The sequence below is a fragment of the Pseudomonas sp. BN411 genome (assembly GCF_029871235.1).
In the GTDB taxonomy this organism is placed as follows: domain Bacteria; phylum Pseudomonadota; class Gammaproteobacteria; order Pseudomonadales; family Pseudomonadaceae; genus Metapseudomonas.
Genome location: NZ_SSOM01000029.1, coordinates 36105 through 60000, shown reverse-complemented (window position 1 = coordinate 60000; position 23896 = coordinate 36105). Strand labels below are relative to the sequence as shown.

Sequence of the window (23896 nt, the reverse complement as noted above, 5' to 3'; positions counted from 1 at the left end):
ACAGGACTACATGGATATCGGTCTGCGCGAGTGGCTGATTGTCATTGGCATCATCGTAATCGCCGGCATTCTGTTCGATGGCTGGCGCCGCATGAGTGGCGGCAAGGGGAAACTCAAGTTCAAGCTGGATCGCAGCTTCTCCAACGCCCCGGATGACGATGAAGATCCAAACCTGCTTGGCCCGTCGCGGGTCAAGGACCGCTCGCACCAGGAGCCATCCCTGGACGAGGAAGACCTGCCATCGCTCAGCGCTCGCGAAGCCGGCAAGCGCCGCGGCGAGCCGCAGCAGGGCGACCTGAACCTCGACGAGCCGGTGCCGACCCTGCTCAACCCGGTCGATGAAGGCAAGAAGAACGGCAAGGTCCATCCGCAGGTGCAGGCCCAGGAAGTTCCGGTCGAGGAAGTCCTGGTCATCAACGTCGTCGCCCGCGATGAAGACGGCTTCAAAGGCCCGGCCCTGCTGCAGAACATTCTGGAAAGCGGCCTGCGCTTCGGCGCCATGGACATCTTCCATCGCCACGAAAGCATGGCCGGTAACGGTGAAGTGCTGTTCTCCATGGCCAACGGCGTCAAGCCCGGCACCTTCGACCTGGACGATATCGACCACTTCAGCACCCGCGCCGTGAGCTTCTTCCTCGGGCTGCCGGGCCCGCGTCATCCAAAGCAGGCCTTCGATGTGATGGTCGCCGCCGCCCGCAAGCTGTCCCAGGAACTGAACGGCGAGCTGAAGGATGACCAGCGCAGTGTGATGACTGCCCAGACCATCGAGCATTACCGCCAGCGCATCGTCGAATTCGAGCGCAAGCACATGACCCAGAAGCGCTGATCCGGCGCCCAGTCAACGAAAGAGCAGCCCCGGCTGCTCTTTTTGTTTCAAGAGAACGAGCCTGAACCATGACCGATGCCCAAACCGCCGCCGAACGCATTCTCGCGCTGCGCGCCGAGCTGGATGCGCACAACTACCGCTACTACGTGCTGGACGAGCCCAGCGTGCCCGATGCCGAGTACGACCGACTGTTCCGCGAGCTGCAGGCCCTGGAGGCCGAACACCCCGAGCTGGTGACCCCGGAATCGCCAACCCAGCGGGTCAGCGGTGCGGCTCTGGCAGCGTTCGGCGAAGTGCGCCACGAAGTACCCATGCTCAGCCTGGGCAACGCCTTCGAAGAGCAGGACCTGCAGGACTTCGATCGCCGTGTGCGCGAGGGCCTGGGCGAGCTGCTGCCCGGCGGCGACCTGTTCGGCAATGGTCCGGAAGTGGAATACACCTGCGAGCCGAAACTGGACGGCCTGGCGGTGAGCCTGCTGTACGAGAACGGCGTGCTGGTGCGCGGAGCCACCCGTGGCGATGGCACCACAGGCGAGGACATCAGCAGCAACGTGCGCACCATCCGCAACGTGCCGCTGAAGCTGCAGGGTGAAGGCTGGCCGGCCGTGCTGGAAGTGCGTGGCGAGGTGTTCATGTCCAAGGCCGGCTTTGATGCCCTCAACGCCCGCAATCTGGAACTGGGCGCCAAGACCTTCGCCAACCCTCGCAACGCAGCGGCGGGAAGTCTGCGTCAGCTGGATGCGAAGATCACCGCCAGCCGCCCGCTGGAATTCTGCACCTACGGTTTCGGTCGGGTGGAAGGCGAGCTGCCGGACAACCAGTTCGCCATCCTCCAGGCGCTCAAGGGCTGGGGCCTGCCCATCAGCCGCGAGCTGAAGCTGGTCAAGGGATCCCAGGGTTGCCTGGACTACTACCGCGATATCGGTGAGCGCCGCGACGGCCTCGCCTACGAAATCGATGGCGTGGTCTACAAGCTCAACAACCTGGCCTGGCAACGCGAGCTGGGCTTCCGCGCCCGCGAGCCGCGCTGGGCGCTGGCGCACAAGTTCCCGGCGCGGGAAGAACTCACCGAGCTACTGGACGTGGAGTTCCAGGTGGGCCGGACCGGCGCGGTAACCCCGGTAGCCCGTCTGAAGCCTGTCCAGGTTGCGGGCGTCACCGTGTCCAACGCCACCCTGCACAACATGGATGAGGTGGCGCGCCTTGACCTGAGGGTTGGCGATACGGTGGTCATCCGCCGCGCTGGCGACGTGATCCCGCAAGTGATGCAGGTGGTGCTGGAGCGTCGCCCGGCCGATGCGCGTCCGGTGCACATTCCCGAGCAATGCCCGGTCTGCGGCTCGGCCGTGGAGCGCACCCAGCTGATCAAGCGCGGCAAGGGCAAGGAAACCACGACCGAAGGGGCCATCTATCGCTGTGTCGGGCGCCTGGCCTGTGGCGCCCAGCTGAAGCAGGCGATCATCCACTTCGCCTCCCGTCGCGCGCTGGATATCGAAGGCCTGGGCGACAAGATCGTCGAGCAATTGGTGGATACCGGCCTGGTGGCCTCGCCAGCCGATCTCTTCACCCTCAAGTACGAGCAAGTGGTGGAACTGGAAGGCTTCGCCGACCTGTCCACCCGCAATCTGCTGGGCGCCATCGCCGACAGCCGCAAGCCGGCGCTGGCGCGTTTCATCTATGCCCTGGGCATTCCCGACGTGGGCGAGGAAACCGCCAAGCTACTGGCGCGCGCCCTGGGTTCCCTGGAGCGCATCCAGCAGGCCCTGCCGGACGTGCTTACCTACCTGCCGGACGTGGGCCTGGAAGTGGCCCACGAGATCCATGCCTTCTTCGCCGATGGGCACAACCAGAAGGTGATCGGTGACCTCCTGGCACGCGGCGTCGAGTTGCAGGAGGAGAGTGGCCTGAGCCCTGAGTTCGCGGCTTGCGCGACCTTCGCCGGCTTTATCGACAAGCTCAACGTTTCCGGTATTGCCGCCACCGGCGCGAAGAACCTGGCGGAACGGGCCGGCAACCTGGACGGCCTGATCGCCCTCAGTCGCGACTGGCTGGACCTGAGCACCATGAAGGGCTTGAACGAGAAGGCCAAGCAGGCCCTGCGCGAGTTCTTCGTAGTGGAAGAGAACCTCCAGCGCGCCCAGGCCATCGAAACCCAGCTGCGCGCGTTCGGCATGCACTGGGAGAGCGAGAAGCAGGCCGTGGAGGGCCTGCCGCTGGCCGGACAGACCTGGGTACTCACCGGCACCCTGGAAGTCATGAGCCGGGAAGTGGCCAAGGAGAAGCTGGAAGCCCTGGGCGCCAAGGTGGCGGGTTCGGTATCGGCGCGCACGCACTGCGTGGTGGCCGGTCCGGGTGCGGGTTCCAAGTTGGCCAAGGCCAATGAGCTGGGTGTCCGGGTGCTGGACGAGGAGCAGTTCCTCGCCGAACTTGCGCGACTGGGCTGAGGCCTAGGCGCCGATGCCCAGCACCGCTTCGTCGGTTTCGACGGCGGATGGCATTGGCGCCGTGTCCGAGCGACAGCCCTGGCGATACTCGCTGGGGCTGCAGCCGACTAACTGCTTGAAGGCGCGGGCGAAGTAGGACGGGTCCTTGAAACCGGCCTCGTAGCCGATGCTGGTGACCGGCATCTGGCTGTTCTCCAGCAGCTGCTTGGCGAAGTCCATGCGCTTGCCAAGGATGTATTCCATGAAACCGACGCCGTTCACCTCCTTGAACAGGCGGCTGAAGCGGAAGGGGGTCATGCCGCACTGCTGGGCCAGTTCCTTCTGGTCCACGCTGTCGCAGAAATGCTGCTCGATGTAGGGCATCACCTTGCAGATCGCCTTGTGCTTCTGGTGGCCAGCGGTCAGGCGGATGCTGTCCGGCATAGGTGGATTGCGGTCCAGCAGTGGCTTGCGGCCCAGGCTGGTGACGGCGCGGCGTACTTCGCTGAGCCGTTGCAGGCTGTCCAGGTAGCGACTTTGCTCCTCGGTATCCAGGGGCAGTACCACGAACTCCCAGACCCGTGCGCGCATTGCCCAGATCGCCAGTTCCTCGGAGTGCTGGATGGTGAACATGCTGATGGGGATGGACGGGTAGCTGCGCTTGATATCCAGCAGCAGGTTGAGTCCGCCTACATCGGGGCGGTCGAAATGGATGCAGATCATGTCGATCTGGCGCAGATGCTCCCTTCCCGGCGCGTCCCGGCCGCTGGCCAACCGGCATTCACACCGCCCCCGGAATTGCTCCATGAGCTTGCCCGTCGACCTGTCACGCGTCAGGTCGAGCCAGAGCAGAACGGGTTCTACGGCGGAGTTCGACTGCATGTTCTAACCCTGCGCCAAATTATTGTGGTTCCCCGAGGTGCAGTATTGTCAGTGTGCCATTACCTCAAAGAACCAATCCCTATAAGCCCCCGCAACGTCCAACAACACCGTTCTACCCAAAAGTGGGTGCCCCATTTTTCGCGGCTTCCAAGCCGTCCCTACCGTTCGTCACCCGACCAGTCACCCCTCTGTAAGCCGCGCCCTTGCTGGGCTTGAGCGATTTGCCCGTTGCTTGTCGACGGCGCGCAAGAAAGTCCTAGGGATCCGCAAAAAACTCCTAACCCCCCACTTTTGGGGAAATCTAGGGTGGACTCAGGCGGGGCGAAGAGCGTCGCCGGACTTGTGGAAACAACTGAGAGTGAGGTGGGCGAAATGACTTTTGAAGCGATCAAGACTTCGGTGATGAAGTTCCTGAAAGACGAAGACGGCCTGACCATCGTCGAGTACGCCGTAGCCGGTGGGCTGATCACGGCCGTGGTGGCCGCAACCTTCACAGCTCTTGGCACCAATGTGGAAACCAGGATGAATGCGGTGTGCAACGCCGTCGGCGGCGGCGCTAACTGCTAGTTCGCCCGGAGCAGGAAGGCTGGAAATGGCCATCGAGCATCTCGCCTCCATTCCCTTGTTGCTGGGGCTTCTGGGCCTTGCGGTGATGGTCGACCTGGCCCGTCACCGCATCCCCAATCTCCTGGTGCTGTTGGGGATCGGACTGGGTATCACCGGACAGATCTATTCCCAGGGGGCGCTCGGCCTTGGACTTAGCGTCCTGGGCATGATGATTGGCCTGGCGGCCTTTCTCCCGTTGTATGCCCTGGGCGGCATGGCAGCAGGTGACGTCAAGCTGATGGCCATGGCTGGTACCTTCCTGTCTCCCCTGGATACGACCTGGGCTGCCGCTTTCAGCCTTATGGCGGGGGGGCTCTGTGGTCTGACGCTGGTGCTGGTGCGTGGCCAACTGCCGAAGACCCTGGGCCGTTACTGGCTGATGTTCCGGTTGCAGACCTACGTCGCGCCGGATGCCGGCGAGGTGGCCGGCAAGCCATTCCCCTTCGCGATTGCCGTGTTGTTCGGAACGCTGGCCAGTGTTTTTTGGCAGCCGTTCGGCCAGTAGAACGGGAGTTCGATAATGTACGCCGTCAGCGAAAGTGGAGCTTACCCCAGCGAACGCGAGTCGGTGCAGCGACTCGCGCCGCCGCCGCGCAATATCCGTGAGACCGGCCTGGCGGAGAACTTCCTCGGCGACCTGGTCTGCAAACATCTTCACGACGCAGGTGTCCTGGACCTGCCGCACCTGGTGGAGCGTCTGGCACTGACCGGCGCGGTGTTGGAGGAAGTCCTCACATTCCTGCGCAGGGACGGTCGTATAGAAGTGCTGGGCCAGTCGGGTGGCCAAGCCCTGCGCTATGGCCTCACCGAGCGAGGCCGCAGCGCCGCCCGGGATGCCCTGGCGCGCAGCGGCTACATTGGCGCCGCGCCTTTCCCGGTGGGCACCTACCGTTCGCTGCTCAAGCTCCAGACCATCCACCATGGCCGTATCACCGTGCGTGACATGCGCAGCGCCTTTCAGGGCGTAGTGCTAGCCGACGACATGCTGGACCAGCTCGGCGTGGCAATGAACTCCGGCCGCGCCATCATGATCTACGGCCCGGCCGGCACCGGTAAGACCTACATCAGCAGTCGCCTGATCCGGTTGTTTGACGAGGCCATCTGGGTACCGTACGCCATCGCCATCAACGAGGCGGTGGTAGAGATCTACGACCCTCAGGTGCACCAGCGCCTGGACGATGGCGAGCAGCCCAACCGGCTGCTGCTGGACGAAGGCATCGACCGTCGTCTGCTCTGCTGCAAGCGACCGATCCTGATCACCGGTGGCGAGCTGAGCATGGAGCAGCTGGACATCCGCTACGACGCTTTCAGCCGGCTGTATCAGGCACCGCTTCAACTGAAGGCTAGCAACGGCCTGTTCATCATTGACGATATGGGCCGCCAGCGCATGGCGCCGGCCGAGCTGCTGAATCGCTGGATCGTGCCCATGGAAGAGAAACGCGACTTCCTCAACCTGGGCGGTGGGCGCCACTGCGAGCTGCCCTTCGACCTGATCCTGGTGTTCTCCACCAACCTCAATCCGCTGGAGCTGGCCGACGAAGCCTTCCTCCGGCGCATTGGCTACAAGCTGCACTTCAACTACCTGCAGCCCCAGGAGTTCGAACGCATCTGGCGCCAGGAGACCGAGCGGCTGGGTATTCCCTTCGATCCCATTCTGCTGCGCTACGTGCTTCAGGGGCTCTACGAGCGCCAGGGCATGCCGCTGGTGCCCTGCCACCCACGGGACCTGCTGGGCATGGCGCTGGACCGCCAGCGTTACCTCGACGGCTCGGGCCCCCTGTCGCCGCAGGACCTGGAATGGGCCTGGCACAACTACTTCGTCCAGCTGGATTTCCTTGGCTGAGGAGAAACCGACATGAGCGCACGCACCTTCTCCCTGATTGCCCTGTCCCTGCTGCTGGGGCTGGGGGCTGCCTGGATGGCCAACAACTGGCTGAGCGCCAAGCTCAACGCCAGTCCGGAAGACAACCTCCAGGCGGTGGTGGTGGCCACGGTGGAAATTCCCTTCGGGCAGATGATCGAGGCTCAGCAGGTGACCCTGGTACGCATGCCCAAGGGCACCGTACCCGACGACGCCCTGGACGCGACCGACAAGGCGGTGGGCAAGATCGCCACCTTCCCCATGCTGCGTGGCGACATCCTGCGCAGTGCGCGGGTGGCCGAACACTTGGGCGGCAGTACCCTCGCTTCGCTGATCGAGGCGGACAAGCGCGCGATATCGGTACGGGTCGATGACGTGGTGGGTGTCGGTGGTTTCCTGCTGCCGGGTAACCGTGTCGACGTACTGGCCACCCGACAGGTAGGTGGTTCCAGCAACGACAGCGAGTCCAAGACCATCCTTCAGGACCTGAGGGTGCTGGCCGTGGATCAGACCGCCAGCACCGACAAGACCCAGCCCGTGGTGGTGCGCGCCGTGACCCTGGAAATGACGCCCAAGGAGGCCGAAGTGCTGGTCAAGGCCATGAGCGAAGGTCGCCTGCAGCTTGCCCTGCGCAACCCCCTGGACGATCGCAAGAAGACCGAGGCCGTTGCAGCGGCCAAACCCGCGCCGGCCAAACCGGCTGTACCGGTCGCACCTCGTCCCGTGGTGCGCCGGATGGAAGGTCCCAGCGGCGTGATCATCATCCGTGGCACTGAAGTGAAAGTGGCGAAGGCGCAGTTCTAGCCGAGCCCAGCGGGCCGGTGCAGTTGCGGCCAGTCAGAGGAGGAGAGGGATATGCAAGGCATTCGCAAACTAGGGGCCCTGGCAGTACTGCTGCTGGCCTGGACGGTACAGCCGGCTCCCGTGCCTGCGGCGCAGCCCTCGGGAGCGGTGGTGGGGATGTCCGCGCAAAACAACGGCCACATCCAGGTTCCCATCTACAAGGCGCGCGTCCTGACCACCCGCGCGGCGGTCAAGCGCATCTCGGTGGGCAACCCGGAGATCGCCGACATCCTCATGACAACGCCCAACCAGCTCTACCTGCTCGGTCGCTCCCTGGGCAGCACCAACGTGCTCTTGTGGGACAACAACAATCGCCTGATCGACAGCCTCGAACTGGATGTGGTGCACGATCTTGCCGGCCTCAAGGAAAAGCTGCACCAACTGATGCCCAATGAGCGCATCGAGGTATTCAGCGCCCAGGGTTCGCTGGTGCTGCGTGGCCAGGTCAGCAACGCCTCAGTGATGGATACAGCGGTGAAGGTAGCCAAGTCCTACTCCGCCCAGACTTCCAGCATCGTGCAGGGGGAGGGCGAGCAGGCGAAGCAGGCCCCGGCGCAATCGCTGGAGGTGATCAACCTGCTCACCGTTGGCGGAACCCAGCAGGTGATGCTGGAGGTCAAGGTGGCCGAGATGCAACGCAACCTGCTCAAGAGCCTGGACGTCCGTTTCAATGCCTTGAGCAGGAACGGCAACTGGACCACGGGGGGCTTCAACAACGGCCAGCGGCTGGGATTCGACGCGGACGGCTTGGTCAACCCGACTTCCTTGCTTGGCAATGGCAAGGGCTTTTTCGGCCAGTTCCTGTCGGATGACTTCCTCTTTAACGTCGTCCTCGAAGCTGCCAAGGATAATGGTTCGGCCAAAGTGCTGGCCGAACCCACCCTGACCACGCTGAGCGGGCAGCAGGCTGAGTTCATCTCGGGCGGTGAGTTCCCGGTTCCGATCACCGAGGACGAGGGCATCACCATCGAATTCAAGGAGTTCGGTGTCGGGGTGAAATTCCTTCCGGTGGTACTGGATGAAGGGCGCATCAACCTGAATCTCAATGTCTCGGTGAGCGAGATTTCCAACGCTAACTCCCTGGTGCTGGATACCGGCTTGGACAGTGTGCTGGGTGACGGCGTCGCCCAGGTCATCCCTTCGCTGACCAAGCGCAGCGCGCAATCCACCGTGGAACTCGGTAACGGCCAGACCATCGCCATCGCCGGCTTGATCAGCGAGAACACCCGCGACTTCGTCAGCCGCTTCCCGGGCCTGGGCGATGTTCCGGTACTTGGGCACCTGTTCCGCAGCCAGCAGTTCATCAACGGCGAAACCGAATTGGTGATCCTGGTTACGCCGCACCTGGCCAAGCCGGTGGATGCCAGGACCGTGCGCCTGCCTACCGAGAAGTTCGTCGAGCCCAGCGACCAGGATTTCTATCTGCTCGGCAAGACCAAGGGGCGCGAGGCCGGCCGGCCGGTGCCCGTCAGCCTTGGCGTCAGCGAAGGCCGTTTCGGCCATGACCTCAAGTAGCCGGAGACTTTGCACATGAAAACGATCATTCCCGTCTGCATGCTGGCGCTCTGTGGCGGTTGCGTCATGGACTATGAAGAAGGTCGCGTCGGCACCCTCGGGTACAGCGTCTACCAGACCAGCTACCAGCAGATTGCCGACAAGCAGCGCGCTGCCAATCCCGGCACCGGGGTGTCGCCTGCCGGCATGGATGGTGCCCTGACCGAACAGGTCATGGACGGTTATCGCGGCACCAAGGGCAATGCCTCGCAGGTCGGCCAGCCCATCGAGATCAACATCGGAAACGAGTGAGGCCGGCAGCCATGAGCCCGAGAGTCCCTGGAAGACCATGCGCCATGCCCCGGCGCGAACGGGGTTCGGTCATGGCGCTGTTGGCGGTCGCGATGCTCGCCCTGGTGGCCATAGCCGCCCTGGCGCTGGACGGTGGCCACCTGCTGGTGAACAAGACCCGCCTACAAAATGCGGTGGATGCCGCCGCCCTCAGCGGCGCCAAGACCCTCAGTCAGGTTCAGGGATCGCCGGACGCCGCAAGGCTAGCGCGGGAGGCGGCGCTGCAGACCCTGGCGCTCAATGCCGCTGCTGCGGGCAATCGTGAACTGGCCACGGCACTATCCGCCAACACTGGTTTCGTCGTGGTTACCCAGTCGGCCAGCGTCTATGGTCCCTTTACCGTCGCCGGTCCAGTGGGAAGCAGTCCGCGGTATGTGCGGGTATCAGTTCCCCGATACCCGCTGACCGGCATTCTCTGGGGAGCCCTAGAGTTCATTGGTGGCGTCGGAACAGGTAAGGCAGTAGCCGCTATCGCCACGGCGGGACCAAGTCCCACCAGCCCCTGTGACCTGGCGCCATTGATGGTCTGCGGCGACACAGGTGCTGGCCAGCATGACCCGGCGAACGGACTCTACTGGGGATATCGCCTAGGCGATCTGGAGGTGCTGAAAACCGCCAAGAACAACACCTCAGGCATTGGCCCGGGCAACTTCCAGCTATTGGACTTCGGCAATGGCGGCAATACGGTGCGGGACTTGCTGGCCGGTGGCGGTACCGTCTGCCCGAACATCGGCGAGAACGTCGCCACCAAGCCTGGAAATACCGTGGGGCCCTCTGTGCAAGGGCTTAACACCCGTTTCGGCGAGTACCAAGGTGGTGGACTTTCCGAGAGCAGCTATCCGCCGGACCTGGTGGTCGACTACGAGAAGCTCGGCAATGGCAAGGGTGCCCTGGAACCCAACCTGGACACCGGTGAGGTTAACTACCTCGGTAGCGGTGGTGGGTTGGTTAGCAACGATACCAGCGGCAACCTCACGACTGCTGGTGGTACCGCACTATTCGATTACAACGATTGGCGGACCCGCACCGCAGCCTGCATCGGCAATCCCTCGGCTTCGGGTTGCCGGAGCGGTGGTGTGTTCGAGCGCCGCATGCTGAAAATCGTGATCGGCCGCTGTAGCGGCACCGATGGCGGGACCGCGTCGGTACCCGTGCTGGGCTTCGCTTGCTTCTTCGTGCTCCAGCCCATGGATCAGCAGGGCGGCAGTGCCTGGTTGCTTGGCCAGTTCGTTCGCGAGTGCGAGGGCGACGACCTGCCGGGGCCCACTCCGGCCACTGAATTCGGCCCGCAGATCATCCAACTGTACAAGACCTATACCGACGACAGCCGCACGCCGAGCAGCGACTCGTAGGAGGCGCCATGGGACTTCATGCTTGCAGAGGGGCGCGTGGCCAGTGCGGTGCAGCCATGGTGGAGTTCGCCGTTGCCGTGCCACTGCTGCTGTTGCTGCTGTTCGCCGTTGCCGAGTTTGGCCGCATGCTGTTCCAGTACAACAGCCTGCTGCAGGCCAACCGCGATGCCGTGCGCTACGTCGCAGCCAATTCCTACAACCACACCCTGGGGCGGGTGGATGTCACCTCTGCCCTGCGTACGGAGACCCAGAACCTGGTCGTCTACGGCTCGCCGGTGGTGCGTTCGGGGATGCAGCCGGTGGTGCCTGGGCTGAGTGCCGCCAATGTGCAGGTTACCGCTGTGGCCGGCACCACCAACCATGTACAGGTGAGCATCAGCTACACCTTCCAGCCCCTGATTGGTAGTGGTCTTCCGCTCTTGGTCGGGCGTGCGATCAGGTTGGACTTCCCGCTGGTATCCACCACTGTGATGAGGGCTCTGTGATGAACGCCAGGCGGATGCGCGGGCTCTACACGGTGGAGTTCGCTCTAGTTGGGCTAGTACTTTTCTTCGTACTTTTCTCTGTGCTGGAAATGGGGCGCCTGCTGTTCACCGTGAATGCCTTGAATGAGACCGTGCGGCGTGGCGCTCGCCTGGCCGCAGTGTGTGATATCAGCGATCCGGTGGTCTTGCGCCGGGCCATCTTCAACGCGGCAACCGACAGCGGTGCCAGCAGCCTGATCAATAGCCTGGATACGGCGGATCTCAGCCTCGTCTATCTGGACCAGAACGGTGCAACCGTCGCCAGTCCCAACGATCTCGTCGGGGCCAATGGCTTCCGGGCTATCCGCTACGTAGAGCTGCGCGTGCAGAACTTCAATTTCGACTTCCTGATCCCTGGTTTCGGCGGCAGCTTCACGCTACCGGTGTTCAGGTCGACCATGCCGCGCGAAAGCCTTGGCCGCCATGCCGAGGTTGGCGTCGCCCCGGGGATTACACCATGCTGAAGACCAGAGAAACTGCGCCCGTCCAGGGCAATGGAAAGTCGGGTCAGCGCCTGCTCATCAGCAGTCGCGACGCTGCGGCGCTGCGCCACCTGCAGGGATATTGCCAGCGCCTGTCGGGGCTAGTGGTGAGTACCCGATTGGTCACCAACGGCCATACGGACCCGCTTTACGGCCTGGAGCAAAAGCCCGACCTTCTGCTGCTGCGGGTTAGCCACCTGTGGCGCGAGGAATTGGCGGCGCTGCTCCAGCGGCCGGTTCACGACCGTCCGCCATTGCTGGTTTGCGGCCCCTTGGATGAACGCGAGGGTATGCGTCTGGCGATGCAGGCCGGCGCCCGCGACTTCCTGCCCGAGCCGGTCACTGAGGAAGACCTGCGCGCAGCGCTCTGCCGACTGGTCCAGGAGTCCAGCGCCGGACCAACCGGCGGTGGCCAGGTGCTGGCGGTGATCAACGCCAAGGGGGGCTCCGGCGCCACCCTGTTGGCTTGCAATCTGGCGCACCAGCTCAGCAGTCGTGGTGCAGGTACTTTGCTGCTGGACCTGGACCTTCAATTCGGTAGCGCTGCACATTACCTGGATGTCCACCCCGGGCACAGTCACTTGGACGTGCTGCAGCAGGTAGAGGAACTGGATGGCATGGCCCTGCGCGGTTTCTGCAGCCATTTCAGTCCGACTCTCCATGTGCTTGGTGGCCGATCCGATGAGCTTTGCCTGGCCCAGGACGTGCGGCTGGAACAGTTGGAGGCGTTGCTGCGGCTGTCCCGCAGCACCTACGACTGGGTGGTGGTGGACTTGCCGCGGCAAATTGATCACCTCACCGGCGTCACTTTGGAGCAAGCGGACCGGGTGCTGATCGTTGTGCAGCAGAGCCTCAGTCACCTCAAAGACGCCAATCGCCTGGTGCGCATCCTGCGAGACGATCTTGGCCTGCAGGGCAATCGCCTGCAGGTGGTGGTCAACCGCTACAACAAGGCTTCGCCGGTGACCCTCAAGGATATCGCCGAAACCTTGCGCTGTTCGGACGTGCAGAAACTGCCCAACGACTACGCCGTTGTCAGTGAAAGCCAGAACACCGGAGTGCCTCTGGCGCTGCACTCGCCGCGAGCGCCAGTGACCTTGGCGTTGAACGCTCTGTGCGAGGACTTGGCGGGGGCGGAGAGTGCCAGCCAGGGTCTGTTGAAACGTACCTTCGGCCGACTCTTCAGGGGGTAGATCATGTTCAGCGATTTCCGCAGCAGGCTGCGCCAGCCCTCAGCCAAAAAATCCAGCGCCAATCAGCCTCAAGGGGGAGAGGAAGACGAAGAGGGCGCCAACCTGATGGCCTGGGAGATCTGTGCGCCGGACCAACCCTATGAAACTCGTACTCACCTGAGCTCGGTGGAAGCCGACTGGCGCGAGCGTACCTATGAGCAATTGCTCAAGGTGATGGATCTATCCCTACTGGACGCCCTTGAGCCGACCGAGGCTGCGCGGCAGATCCGTGAAATTTGTTCGCGCCTGCTGGATGAGCACCAAGCGCCGGTAAGTTCGGGCTGCCGTCAATTGATCATCAAGCAGATCACTGATGAAGTCCTCGGCCTAGGACCCCTGGAGCCTTTGCTGGCGGACCATAGCGTGTCCGACATCCTGGTCAATGGCCACGGCTCGGTGTACGTGGAGCGCCACGGCAAGCTGCAGCGCACAGACGTGCGTTTTCGCGATGACCAGCATCTGCTGAACATCATCGACCGTATCGTGTCCAGCCTGGGCCGGCGCATCGACGAATCCTCACCCCTGGTGGACGCTCGCCTGAAAGATGGCTCGCGGGTCAACGCCATCATCCCGCCCCTGGCCATCGACGGGCCAAGCCTGTCGATACGCCGCTTCGCCGTGGATCTGCTGAACACCGAAAGCCTGGTCCAGATGGGTACCCTGACCCCGGCCATCGCGCTAGTACTGAAAGCCATCGTGCGCGGCCGTCTCAACGTGCTGGTTTCCGGCGGCACCGGCACCGGTAAGACCACCATGCTCAACGTGCTGTCCAGCTTCATCCCCCACAACGAACGCATCGTTACGATCGAAGACTCCGCCGAGTTGCAACTGCAGCAGCCGCATGTGGTCCGTCTGGAAACCCGACCGGCGAACATCGAAGGGCGCGGAGAGGTGAACCAGCGTGAACTGGTGCGTAACAGCTTGCGCATGCGCCCGGACCGTATCGTCATCGGCGAAGTCCGTGGCGCCGAGGCGCTGGACATGCTGACAGCAATGAATACCGGCCACGACGGTTCGCTCACCACCATCCACGCCAACACGGCGCGTGACGCCCTTGGTCGAATCGAGAACATGGTGTCTATGACCGGCGCCACTTTCCCGATCAAAGCCCTGCGTCAGCAGATTGCTTCGGCCATCGATGTCGTCATCCAGTTGGAGCGACAGGAAGACGGCAAGCGTCGGCTGGTCAGCGTGCAGGAAATAAATGGCATGGAGGGCGAGATCATCACCATGACCGAAATCTTCGCCTTCGACCGCCGGGGTATTAGTGAACACGGTGAGGTGCTTGGTGAGTTCCGCCCCAGCGGCATGGTCCCGAACTTCCGCGATGTGCTGGCCAAGCGAGGCATAGAGTTGCCGCTGAACCTCTTCCGTCCGGAATGGATGGAGGCCTAAGACCATGAACCAAATACCTGCCGAGTTCATCCTCGCCTTCCTTGGAATGGTTTTCGTCGCCGTGTTCCTGCTCAGCCAGGGGCTAGTGGTGCCGGTGTTTGGCGAAGCCAGCAAGGTACGTCGTCGCATTCGTGCACGCCTCGACATCCTGGAACACGCCAGTAACGTGCCGAACATGCAGACGGTGCTGAGGCAGAAGTACCTCAAGCGCCTCTCGCCTATGGAGGCCAGGCTGGAACAACTGCCGTTGATGGAGCGACTGGCGCAGATGATCGAGCAGTCCGGACATGAATACCGGGCATACCGGGTAGCGTGGATTTGCCTGACCGTCGCGCTGGTTGTGGGCGCTGGCGCCTGGCTACTGTTCAAACTCTGGTGGCTGGCGTTGGTTTTCGGCGTGCTGGCGTTCTTTATGCCGCTGCTGAAGATCGCCAGCGACCGTAATGCCCGCTTCGCTGCCTTCGAAGACGGTCTGCCCGATGCGCTGGATGCCATGTGTCGCGCGCTGCGTGCTGGGCACCCGTTCAACGAAACCCTGCGTCTGGTGGCGGAAGAGCACAAAGGCCCGGTAGCCGAGGAGTTCGGTCTGACCTTCGCCGACATGAACTACGGCAATGACGTGCGCCGGGCCATGCTGGGCCTGCTGGAGAGGATGCCGAGCATGACGGTGATGATGCTGGTGACCTCTGTCCTGATCCACCGCGAGTCCGGTGGCAACCTGACCGAGGTATTGGAGCGCTTGAGCCGCCTGATTCGGGGACGCTTCCGTTTCCAACGCAAGGTCAAGACGCTGTCGGCGGAAGGACGGATCTCGGCGTGGGTGCTGGTGGCAGTGCCCTTTGTACTGGCGGCGGGAATCATGCTCACAACGCCGCAATACATGCCGGTTCTGCTTAACGACCCATTGGGACAGCAGATGATCATTTATGCCTTCGTCGCCATGATCGTGGGCATTTTCTGGATTCGCCGGATCATTCGGATCCAGGTCTGATGATGTCGTCGACGAGGAGGCGCATTCCATGGACTACGTGCTCGGATTGATCAATGGTTTGGTGGGCGACCCGCAGATGGCGCGGCTGGTGTTCCTGGCGGCGGTGGCACTGAGCGCGATGCTGGCCGTGATCACATTCGGCATGCTTGCAATGGGCCTGCAGAGTCCGGTGCAGCGGCGACTTGCGCTGATCAAGCGCGGTCACGACGCCATCGTTGCGGGGCAGCGCCCGGTGAGCAACCTGCAACTGATACTGGAGCAGGTAGGGAGCCACCTAATGCCAGGGGAGGAGCGTAAGGCTTCCGCAACCCGCCAGTTGCTGTCCCATGCCGGCTACCGTTCGGCATCGGCGGTACAGGTCTACTGGGCTGTGCGCCTGCTGTTGCCGCTGCTGACCCTTGCGGTGGCCGTCATGGTATTGCCGATGCTGCCCAAGCTCTCTGTGAGCCTGGTACTGCTGGTGGCGGTGTCGGCGGTGGCGCTAGGTTGGCTGATACCGGCAATCCTGGTGGAACATCGCAAGGAAGCGCGCATAGGTCGACTGCGGACGGCCTTTCCCGATGCCCTGGATCTGATGGTGGTCTGTGTGGAGTCGGGGTTGGCGCTGCCCCAGGCCATCGAACGGGTGGCCGATGAGATGGCGGTGAGCCAGTCGGAGCTGGCTGAAGAGCTGGCGCTGGTCAATGCGGAGATACGTGCGGGCATCCCGAGTGCGCAGGCCCTCAAGCACCTGGCGGATCGCACCGGGCTGGAGGATCTGCACGGACTTGTGAGTCTGCTTTCGCAGAGCATCCGCTTTGGTACCAGTGTGGCGGATACCTTGCGCATCTACGCCGATGAGTTTCGCGACCGGCGTACCCAGGCAGCGGAGGAGCGGGCCGCCAAGATCGGGACCAAACTGGTGTTCCCGCTAATCTTTTGCCTATGGCCAAGCTTTTTCCTGGTGGCCATCGGCCCCGCAGTAATTGGGGTTCTCAGAGCCTTCGGGATGCGATGACATGAACAGAACCAGTCTGCTGTTGGCCATGATGGCCGTGCTGTCGGGATGCCAGAACATGGGGCCTGAAAAGGCCGGCGGTTTCCAGTCCGTCTACCGGGGCGACAATTCCGTGCTCTATCAGGTGCAAAGCCAGATCAACACTCCCGAGCTGGCCATGCAAATGGCGGCCCATTCCTACCAGGCTGGCGATACGGACCAGGCGCTGTACCAGTACCTGCGCGCCATCGAACTCGACCCCAATCGCTATGACGCCCTGGTTTGGGTGGGGCGCATCCATCGGGAGCGGGGCAACACCCAGTTGGCCGAAATGGCGTTCACCGATGTGCTGGGTAACGACCCGGACAATATCGACGCGCTGGCCGAGATGGGCCTGCTCAACCTCGGTATCCGCCGCCATGACCAGGCCGAGGCGTTCCTGCTCCAGGCAATTGGCGAAGATCAGCGCCGGCTGGGAGGTACTCCGAAGGTGGCGCTGGGTGATGTGGCCAGGCTGAAGGTGGACAGCAAGTCCCCCTTGCGGGTCTACAACGGGCTGGGTGTGCTGGCGGACCTGAAGGAGAACTTCTCCATTTCCCAGGCTTACTACCTTCTCGCGATGAAGATCGACCCCCGCTCGACGCTGGTGCAGAACAGCCTCGGCTATTCCTATTACCTGGCCGGCAACTGGGACCAGGCCGAACGCACGTACAAGCAGGGCATCAGCTTCGATCCTGCCTACCACCCGTTGTGGCGCAACTACGGCCTGCTGCTGGCGCGGATGGGGCGTTACGAGGAAGCGATTTCGGCGTTCGAGCAGGTGGAGAAGCCTGCCGAGGCGAGCAACGACGTCGGCTACATCTGTCTGGTGGAAGGCAAGCTGGATGAGGCGGAGCAATTCTTCCGCAGCGCCATCGACCAGTCGCCGGCGCACTACGAAACAGCCTGGGAAAATCTCAATCGGGTCCAGCAGATTCGCCGCCTGCGCGGCATGGGGGGCGCCACATCGGTGGGGGAACCGGTGGCAGTGATTCCGGGAGCGGAGGTACGCCCGGTCGCATTACCGTAGACCGGGATGATGGAAAGGGGCAGGCCTTGGGCCTGCCCCTTTTGCATTACTTGTTGACCGCGTCGGTCAGGGCCTTGGCCGGAACGAACTTGACCACCTTCTTCGCGGCGATCTCGATGGTCTTGCCGGTCTGCGGGTTGCGGCCGGTACGGGCGGGACGATCGCCGACCTTCAGCTTGCCGATGCCCGGCAGGGTGATCTCATCACTGTTCTCCAGGGAGTCGCTGACGATCTCGCTGAGCTGCTCGAGCACGGCGCGCACGGCGGCCTTGGTGGTGTCGGTGGCTTCTGCGATGTCAGAGATCAGCTGGTCTTTGGTGAGTGCCATGGTGTTGCTCCATTTAATGAATGTCTGGCTTGTGGCCTGGCCGGACGCGCCGGCCCTGATGTGACAAGCGGCGCGTCTGGAAGTGCGGCGGAAGTTGTAGCAGCGGGCCGCAACCGGTTGGGGACGCTAGCACAAAAGGTGTGGCGAACCTGTGTAGGCGGCCGGGTTTTGCGTCGATATGACGCAACCTGTCGTCGGCCAGGACGGTCGACGACAGGACGTCACCCGGTGCCGGAATAAGGCGTCTACAGATGCCGATGGCCGTCGCTGCCCATGCAAGGCCTGAATTCCCTTGACCGACTACGCTTGGCCTTGTGATGCCAAGCGCTAAGGAGAGCCGCCATGCTACGTGCCTTTGCTGATTTGGGGTTTCGCTGGAAGATCGCCTTGCCCATCCTGGTGCTGGCGTTTCTCATGGTGCTGGTGGGCGGCCTCGGCATGCAGGGGATCGCCCAGGTCGGGGACTCCAGCAAGCAACTGACCAACCGCTATCTGCCCGCCATCAGCCTGCTGCTCAACGCCGACCGTGACCTCTACCAGGCGTTCATCGCTGAACGCAGCCTGCTGGATGAGGCCGCCGGCGAGCACGTCCAGACGCTCAAGGCGGACCATGCGGAGAATCTGCAACAGGCCTACGACCGCGTGCACAAATACGCCGCCATGGACGCCAGCGCTGAAGCCCAGCAACTGGTGGCTCAATTCGACCGTGGCTATGCCCAGTGGAAGGCCACCTCGCAGCGGGTGGTCGACCTGTCCGCCCAGGACCCGGCAGCGGCCAGCACCCTCAGCTTCGGTGACAGCGAACGCCAGTTCGGCGAGATGCGCGATGCCATCGACAAGCTCGGCGAACTGGAGGACCTGGCCGCCAACGCCGAAGGGCAGGGCGCTATCGCCTTCGGGGATGCACGCGCCTGGCAGCAGGGGTTGGCCATCGCCATTGGTCTGGGCCTGTGCCTCATACTCGTCATCGGCTTCCCTGCGCTGGTGACCCGTCCCTTGCGGAACCTGCTGGAACGAATCGAGCAGATCGCCGACGGCGACGGGGACCTGCGCGTGCGCCTGGAAGTATTGTCGAAGGACGAACTGGGCAAGCTCAGTCATGCCTTCAATCGTTTTCTCGACAAATTGCAGCCGCTGATCCGGGAGGTCAGCCGGGTGACCGGGGAAGTGGCCGACTCGGCGCGCAGCCTGGCAGGGCTGGCGGCCGCCAATGATCGTCTGATCAATAGCGAACACGCCGCCGTGGACCAGGTGAGCACTGCTGCCACGGAAATGAGTGCGGCCGTGCACGAGGTGGCGCGCAATGCGCAGAACGCGGCCGACGCGGCGCGCTTCGCCGAAGAGCAGTCCCGCGAGGGCGCCCAGGTGGTAGGGGCGACCGTCGCTGCCATTCGTCAGTTGGCGATAGAGGTGGAAAGCGCATCCACCACCATCAGCACCCTTGAGCAGGAGACCGCCAACATCGGCGCCGTACTGGCGGTGATCAAGGGCATCGCCGACCAGACCAACCTGCTGGCGCTGAACGCCGCCATCGAAGCCGCACGGGCTGGCGAGCAGGGCAGGGGGTTCGCCGTGGTGGCCGATGAGGTGCGCGCCCTGGCGGCGCGGACCCAGGATTCCACCAAGGACATCCAACTGATGATCGAACGCCTTCAGGCCGGCGTGCAGGAGGCGGTCAAGGCCATGCGTTCGGGCAGCCTGAAGGCAAGGGATAGCGTGGAACGCGCGGCGGGTGTCGATCAGGCGCTCACCGACACCGGCGATTCGGTGCAGCGGATCAACGACATGGCTGCCCAGATCGCCACCGCCTGCGAAGAGCAGAGCAGTGTCACCGAGGAGATCGCCCGCAACATCAGCGACATCCGCGACCTCTCCAACGAGGCCGCGCAGACCTCGGAGCAGAGCAATCAGGCCAGCCAGCACCTTTCCCAGCTGTCCAGCGGCCTGGCCCAACTGGTGGGGCGCTTCCGGGTCTGACCCGCAAGTGCTTGTAAGGAAAACGGTTTTACCGGTTGTAAGTTGACGAAGAGCCGGTACAATGGCGCGGCTCGCCGATCTGGCGAGCTGCGTGATGGTGGCCCTGCCGGTCCCCCCGCAACGATCAGCCGTGAACCCGGTCAGGCCCGGAAGGGAGCAGCCGCAGCGGTGAAATCGTGTGCCGGGGTGTGGCTGGTGGGGTCACCTCCAATTTCTAAGTCTTTAGTTCTAAAAGACTTTTCTCGCCAAAAAATCCAAGAGTGTGACAGCGTTGTGGTACGCCAGAGTGGTGCGCCGCGCGAGTGACCCTATCCATTTGTCCTGCATTCGGTTCAATCCCTCGGCTTTTCTCCCTCAGCGACCAGCTGACTTCGTGCGTTCCTCACTACAGCACCAGCGTCTGTCGACTGCCTGGCTGACCTAAACTCACGTATGGCCTGCTCGAGCGGGGCGGTCGATATGAGAGTTTCAAGAGCGTTCGTGGCGCTACTTCCAGTCTTGTTTTATCCGGCAGCGACGTACGGTTTGGGCTGCAGCTACGCATTCGACCTGGAAATGAGGACACGCATGTGTGCCTTGGAGCTGGAGAACGAATGGAGGGCAAAACTGAAGCCCGATGATTCGTGTGCACGGCTCATGGTTGAGGCCAGGAGGTTTGTCTCCAGCTTTGAAAGCGGGGAAATACAGGTCAATCAGGGTTGTACGGCAGCGGCGTTGATGAAGGCCGCGGAGAACGCGACGGAGGCAATTGCCAAGGCGCGGGAAAAGGGTTGGACGACACTTGAGGGCTATCTGCGTTACTAGGGCGGGATTCGTTTGTTCAGCGGCCGGCCTTCAACGGTAGCGCGCCAGAATCTCCTCGATTTCCCCTGATTCCTTCATCTGCACCAGTGTGCGCAGGATGCGCTGCGTCGGCAGCGCTGGGTCGTTGCGTACCAGGCAGCCCACGGGTTCCTCTTCCAGCGTGCTGACGCTCACCAGGTGGTCCCCGTCCGGCAGATTGCGATTGAACCAGCCCAGCGCCAGTTCGTTACTCACGGCATACCGGTAGCGTCCGGCCAGCAGTTTCTGTAACACCAGGTCCTGGTTGCGGGCCTCGTCGCGCTGTACAGCGCCGCGCTCGAAGAGCTGCTGCAGGCGCGGATAGGTGTAACCGAGGACGGTGCCCACGCTCTCCCCGGACATGGCGTCCGGGCTGGAAAGTTGCTCGCTGCCGTTGCGCGCCACAATCAGGTCGCGCTGATAAAGGAAGGGGATGCTCCAGAGGTATTCGTTGCCGTTGGTGATCCATTTCGGGCTGATGTAGCACCGTACGTCGATTTCGCTCTGTTTCAGGGCAAGTTCCACGCGGTTTCGTGGCAGGACATGCACCTGCACCGGCATGTCGAGTCGTTGTGCAAGGCGTTCTATCAGGTCGTGGATGATGCCGCCGACCAGGCGGTTGTCCCTGAACTCGGCCACCGGCATGGCCCAGCTGTCCACCGCGGAAAAGCGCAGGGCGGCAGTCGCGGCATGGCCGAATGTGCTCCAGCAGAGGAGAAGGGCGAGGACAAATGAGCGCATCGGGCTCCCTCGTCTCAAGTGGGCGGTGCCTCACAATGCCCGTTGTCGAGCGGATTGAACAGGGCGCCGTTCGCATCGGATGCAATTTGCGCATCGCTCCGCTAGCATTAGCTCCTTCTGCTCCCCAGACGCGATGGTTTTCAATGAGTTATCAGGTTCTTGCACGAAAATGGCGTCCGCGCTCGTTCCGCGAAATGGTCGGCCAGACCCATGTGCTGAAAGCCTTGATCAATGCACTGGACAACCAGCGCCTGCACCACGCCTATCTGTTTACCGGTACCCGGGGCGTGGGCAAGACCACCATCGCGCGTATTCTCGCCAAGTGCCTGAACTGCGAAACCGGCATCAGCTCCACCCCTTGCGGCCAGTGTTCGGTCTGCCGGGAGATCGATGAAGGTCGTTTCGTCGACCTGATCGAAGTGGACGCCGCCAGCCGCACCAAAGTGGAAGACACCCGCGAACTGCTCGACAACGTGCAGTACGCCCCCAGTCGCGGCCGCTACAAGGTCTACCTGATCGACGAAGTGCACATGCTCTCCACGCACTCGTTCAACGCGCTGCTGAAGACCCTCGAAGAGCCGCCACCCCACGTCAAGTTCCTGCTGGCCACCACCGACCCGCAGAAACTGCCCGTTACCATCCTCTCGCGCTGCCTGCAGTTCTCCCTGAAGAACATGCCGCCGGAGCGTGTGGTGGATCACCTGACCCATGTGCTCACCGCCGAGAACGTGCCCTTCGAGGCCGACGCGCTGTGGCTGCTGGGCCGGGCTGCCGACGGCTCGATGCGTGATGCCATGAGCCTCACCGACCAGGCGATTGCCTTCGGTGAAGGCAAGGTGTTGGCCGCCGACGTCCGCGCCATGCTCGGCACGCTCGATCATGGCCAGGTCTACGGCGTACTCCACGCGCTGCTGCAGGGTGATGCCCGTGGCTTGCTGGATGCCGTACGCCAACTGGCCGAGCAGGGCCCGGATTGGAACGGCGTGCTCTCCGAAATGCTCAACGTGCTGCACCGTGTGGCTATCGCCCAGGTGCTGCCGGATGCCGTCGACAATGGCCAGGGTGACCGCGAGCGCGTACTGGCGCTGGCGCAGGCCCTGCCCGGCGAAGACGTGCAGTTCTACTACCAGATGGGCCTGATTGGCCGTCGTGACCTGCCGCTGGCGCCGGATCCACGCAGTGGGTTCGAGATGGTGCTGCTGCGTATGTTGGCGTTCCGTCCGGCGGATGCCGATGGCGCGCCCAAGGTCCAGCTAAAGGACCCGGGGATCAGTCAGGCCACGACTGATCCCCGGACGAACCCAGTGGCCGGAGCCACCCCGTCGGCTTCGGTTGCCGTTGCTGCGCCGCAACCCGCTCCCGTACAGACTCCGGCTCCGGTCGTTGCTCCGGCCCCTGAGGTCAGCCAGCCAGTAACGGCTCCGGCTCCGGCTCCTGTCGTAGAAGCGCTTGTACCCGCTCAGGTGGTAGAGGCTCCGGTTGTCGCCGCGGTCGAAGAAAGCATTCCCCCAACGCCTGCTGCCGAGCCCGTGGCTGAACAGCCCGCGCCAATGGCAGAGGCTCCTGCCGAAGTGGTCGACCTGCCCTGGGAAGAGCCTGCCGCTCCGGTGGTGGTCGAGTCCCCTGTGGCGGTCCAGGCTGAGCCTGAAGTGCAGCCAGAACCGGAGCCCGTGGCCGAAGCCGCGCCGGCTGTGGTCGAGCCTGTTGCCCAGCCCGCAGTGGTTGCTGCCGCCGATGAATCCGACGATGAGCCGCCGCCCGGCGACTACGACGACTATTACGAGGCGGATGCCGACAGCATCGCTTACATGGATGACTTCGGCCCTGCTGAAGAACCCGCTGCCACGGTGTCGGAAGTCCTGCCGGCCGCGCAGCCGGCTACCGGTCTTGCCGCCGAGTGGCTGGATCTGTTCCCGCGCCTTGGGCTGTCGGGGATGACTGGCAACATCGGCGCCAACTGCACCCTGGTGGCCGTGGAAGGCGATGTCTGGCGCCTGCACCTGGATCCGGCGCAGAGCGCTCTGTTCAACGCCAACCAGCAGCGTCGTCTGAACGATGCGCTGAACCAGTACCACGGGCGTAACCTTAAACTCGAAGTCGAAGTGCGTCGTCCCGAGCAGGAGACTCCCGCCCAGGCCGCCGCACGTAAACGCGCCGCTCGTCAGCGCCAGGCCGAAGAGGCCATTGCCAGCGATCCGCTGGTGCTGAAAATGATCGAAATGTTCGGCGCCCAGGTGCGTGCCGACACCATTGAACCCCTTGACCGTTGAGGACAATCACCATGATGAAGGGTGGCATGGCGGGCCTGATGAAGCAGGCCCAACAGATGCAGGAAAAAATGCAGAAGATGCAGGAAGAGCTGGCCAATGCCGAAGTTACCGGCCAGTCCGGTGCTGGCCTGGTGAGCGTGGTGATGACCGGTCGTCATGACGTCAAGCGTGTCTCTCTGGACGACAGCCTGATGCAGGAAGACAAGGAAATCCTGGAAGACCTGATCGCTGCTGCGGTGAACGACGCCGTACGCAAGATCGAGCAGAACAACCAGGAGAAGATGGCCGGCATGACGGCCGGGATGCAGTTGCCCCCCGGCTTCAAAATGCCCTTCTGAGTGAGTGACGCCCAGCCGGCACGCATTACTGCGTTGCGCGCGGCCCCGGGCATCCTCATTTACAGACGTAAACTCCGGTGCCCGTGGCCGCTCGCGCCTTGTACGGCATACCG

General features: G+C 63.1%; 23 protein-coding genes and 1 other RNA gene. 21 read left to right on the top strand and 3 right to left on the bottom strand.

What is annotated here, in order from left to right; all coding sequences use genetic code 11:
- Positions 1–10: 10 nt before the first annotated feature.
- Positions 11–826 (top strand): cell division protein ZipA, encoded by an 816-nt coding sequence (gene zipA, locus E8F06_RS03155; protein WP_280364106.1) that lies wholly within the window; start codon positions 11–13, stop codon positions 824–826.
- A 68-nt stretch (positions 827–894) separates the two neighbouring features.
- Positions 895–3270, top strand: a complete 2376-nt coding sequence (gene ligA / locus E8F06_RS03150; RefSeq protein ID WP_280364104.1) for an NAD-dependent DNA ligase LigA — start codon at positions 895–897, stop codon at positions 3268–3270.
- Between the two features lie 3 nt (positions 3271–3273).
- Here the strand turns inward: ligA and E8F06_RS03145 are convergent, their stop codons facing one another.
- Complete coding sequence (locus E8F06_RS03145) at positions 3274–4131, bottom strand: AraC family transcriptional regulator (RefSeq protein WP_280364101.1); 858 nt, start codon at positions 4129–4131, stop codon at positions 3274–3276.
- Positions 4132–4503: 372 nt separating this feature from the next.
- Between E8F06_RS03145 and E8F06_RS03140 the strand changes: the two genes are divergently transcribed.
- From E8F06_RS03140 to E8F06_RS03075, 14 genes are read left to right on the top strand one after another with little or no spacing between them, the layout of a single operon-like run.
- Entirely contained in the window at positions 4504–4698 is a 195-nt protein-coding gene (locus E8F06_RS03140; protein ID WP_280364099.1) for a Flp family type IVb pilin, read from the top strand.
- Positions 4699–4723: 25 nt separating this feature from the next.
- Complete coding sequence (locus E8F06_RS03135; RefSeq protein WP_280364097.1) at positions 4724–5242, top strand: prepilin peptidase; 519 nt, start codon at positions 4724–4726, stop codon at positions 5240–5242.
- A gap of 15 nt (positions 5243–5257) precedes the next feature.
- Positions 5258–6580 carry an AAA family ATPase gene (locus E8F06_RS03130; protein WP_280364094.1) on the top strand — a complete coding sequence of 441 codons (1323 nt, stop codon included), beginning with the start codon at positions 5258–5260 and terminating at the stop codon, positions 6578–6580.
- 12 nt (positions 6581–6592) lie between these two features.
- Positions 6593–7402, top strand: coding sequence for a Flp pilus assembly protein CpaB (cpaB, locus tag E8F06_RS03125; RefSeq protein ID WP_280364092.1), 810 nt, complete (start codon positions 6593–6595; stop codon positions 7400–7402).
- Positions 7403–7453: 51 nt separating this feature from the next.
- Positions 7454–8956, top strand: coding sequence for a type II and III secretion system protein family protein (locus E8F06_RS03120; RefSeq protein WP_280364091.1), 1503 nt, complete (start codon positions 7454–7456; stop codon positions 8954–8956).
- A 15-nt stretch (positions 8957–8971) separates the two neighbouring features.
- Positions 8972–9247, top strand: coding sequence for a hypothetical protein (locus E8F06_RS03115; protein WP_280364089.1), 276 nt, complete (start codon positions 8972–8974; stop codon positions 9245–9247).
- Between the two features lie 44 nt (positions 9248–9291).
- Positions 9292–10638 (top strand): Tad domain-containing protein, encoded by a 1347-nt coding sequence (locus tag E8F06_RS03110; protein WP_280364087.1) that lies wholly within the window; start codon positions 9292–9294, stop codon positions 10636–10638.
- A gap of 8 nt (positions 10639–10646) precedes the next feature.
- Positions 10647–11123 (top strand): TadE/TadG family type IV pilus assembly protein, encoded by a 477-nt coding sequence (locus E8F06_RS03105; protein ID WP_280364084.1) that lies wholly within the window; start codon positions 10647–10649, stop codon positions 11121–11123.
- Complete coding sequence (locus E8F06_RS03100; RefSeq protein ID WP_280364082.1) at positions 11123–11626, top strand: pilus assembly protein; 504 nt, start codon at positions 11123–11125, stop codon at positions 11624–11626. The genes E8F06_RS03105 and E8F06_RS03100 overlap by 1 nt, the downstream gene beginning before the upstream one ends.
- Positions 11620–12837, top strand: a complete 1218-nt coding sequence (locus E8F06_RS03095) for an AAA family ATPase (RefSeq protein WP_280364080.1) — start codon at positions 11620–11622, stop codon at positions 12835–12837. Before E8F06_RS03100 ends, E8F06_RS03095 begins: the two co-directional genes overlap by 7 nt.
- Before the next feature lie 3 nt (positions 12838–12840).
- Entirely contained in the window at positions 12841–14271 is a 1431-nt protein-coding gene (locus E8F06_RS03090) for a CpaF family protein (protein ID WP_280364078.1), read from the top strand.
- 4 nt (positions 14272–14275) lie between these two features.
- A complete protein-coding gene (locus E8F06_RS03085; protein WP_280364075.1) occupies positions 14276–15262 on the top strand; it encodes a type II secretion system F family protein in 987 nt (328 codons plus the stop codon).
- A 28-nt stretch (positions 15263–15290) separates the two neighbouring features.
- Positions 15291–16259, top strand: coding sequence for a type II secretion system F family protein (locus tag E8F06_RS03080; protein WP_280364072.1), 969 nt, complete (start codon positions 15291–15293; stop codon positions 16257–16259).
- Between the two features lies 1 nt (position 16260).
- On the top strand, positions 16261–17307 hold the full coding sequence (locus E8F06_RS03075; protein ID WP_280364070.1) for a tetratricopeptide repeat protein: 1047 nt from the start codon (positions 16261–16263) through the stop codon (positions 17305–17307).
- A 46-nt stretch (positions 17308–17353) separates the two neighbouring features.
- On the opposite strand, the gene E8F06_RS03070 is transcribed toward E8F06_RS03075, so the two are convergent.
- Positions 17354–17695 carry an HU family DNA-binding protein gene (locus E8F06_RS03070; protein WP_280364180.1) on the bottom strand — a complete coding sequence of 114 codons (342 nt, stop codon included), beginning with the start codon at positions 17693–17695 and terminating at the stop codon, positions 17354–17356.
- Between the two features lie 282 nt (positions 17696–17977).
- Here E8F06_RS03070 and E8F06_RS03065 point away from each other — a divergent pair, with 282 nt between their 5' ends.
- From E8F06_RS03065 to E8F06_RS03055, 3 genes are all read left to right on the top strand, one after another.
- Entirely contained in the window at positions 17978–19612 is a 1635-nt protein-coding gene (locus tag E8F06_RS03065) for a methyl-accepting chemotaxis protein (RefSeq protein ID WP_280364069.1), read from the top strand.
- 104 nt (positions 19613–19716) lie between these two features.
- Positions 19717–19813, top strand: an RNA gene (ffs, locus tag E8F06_RS03060) — signal recognition particle sRNA small type.
- A gap of 366 nt (positions 19814–20179) precedes the next feature.
- Complete coding sequence (locus E8F06_RS03055) at positions 20180–20416, top strand: hypothetical protein (RefSeq protein ID WP_280364067.1); 237 nt, start codon at positions 20180–20182, stop codon at positions 20414–20416.
- Positions 20417–20446: 30 nt separating this feature from the next.
- On the opposite strand, the gene E8F06_RS03050 is transcribed toward E8F06_RS03055, so the two are convergent.
- Positions 20447–21175 carry a transporter substrate-binding domain-containing protein gene (locus E8F06_RS03050; protein WP_280364064.1) on the bottom strand — a complete coding sequence of 243 codons (729 nt, stop codon included), beginning with the start codon at positions 21173–21175 and terminating at the stop codon, positions 20447–20449.
- A 143-nt stretch (positions 21176–21318) separates the two neighbouring features.
- On the opposite strand from E8F06_RS03050, the gene dnaX reads away from it, so the two are divergent.
- Both dnaX and E8F06_RS03040 read left to right on the top strand, forming a co-directional pair.
- Positions 21319–23445, top strand: a complete 2127-nt coding sequence (gene dnaX / locus E8F06_RS03045) for a DNA polymerase III subunit gamma/tau (protein WP_280364062.1) — start codon at positions 21319–21321, stop codon at positions 23443–23445.
- Between the two features lie 11 nt (positions 23446–23456).
- The gene (locus E8F06_RS03040; RefSeq protein ID WP_009619439.1) at positions 23457–23783 is read left to right on the top strand and encodes a YbaB/EbfC family nucleoid-associated protein; all 327 of its coding nucleotides are present in this window, start codon (positions 23457–23459) and stop codon (positions 23781–23783) included.
- Positions 23784–23896 lie beyond the last annotated feature (113 nt).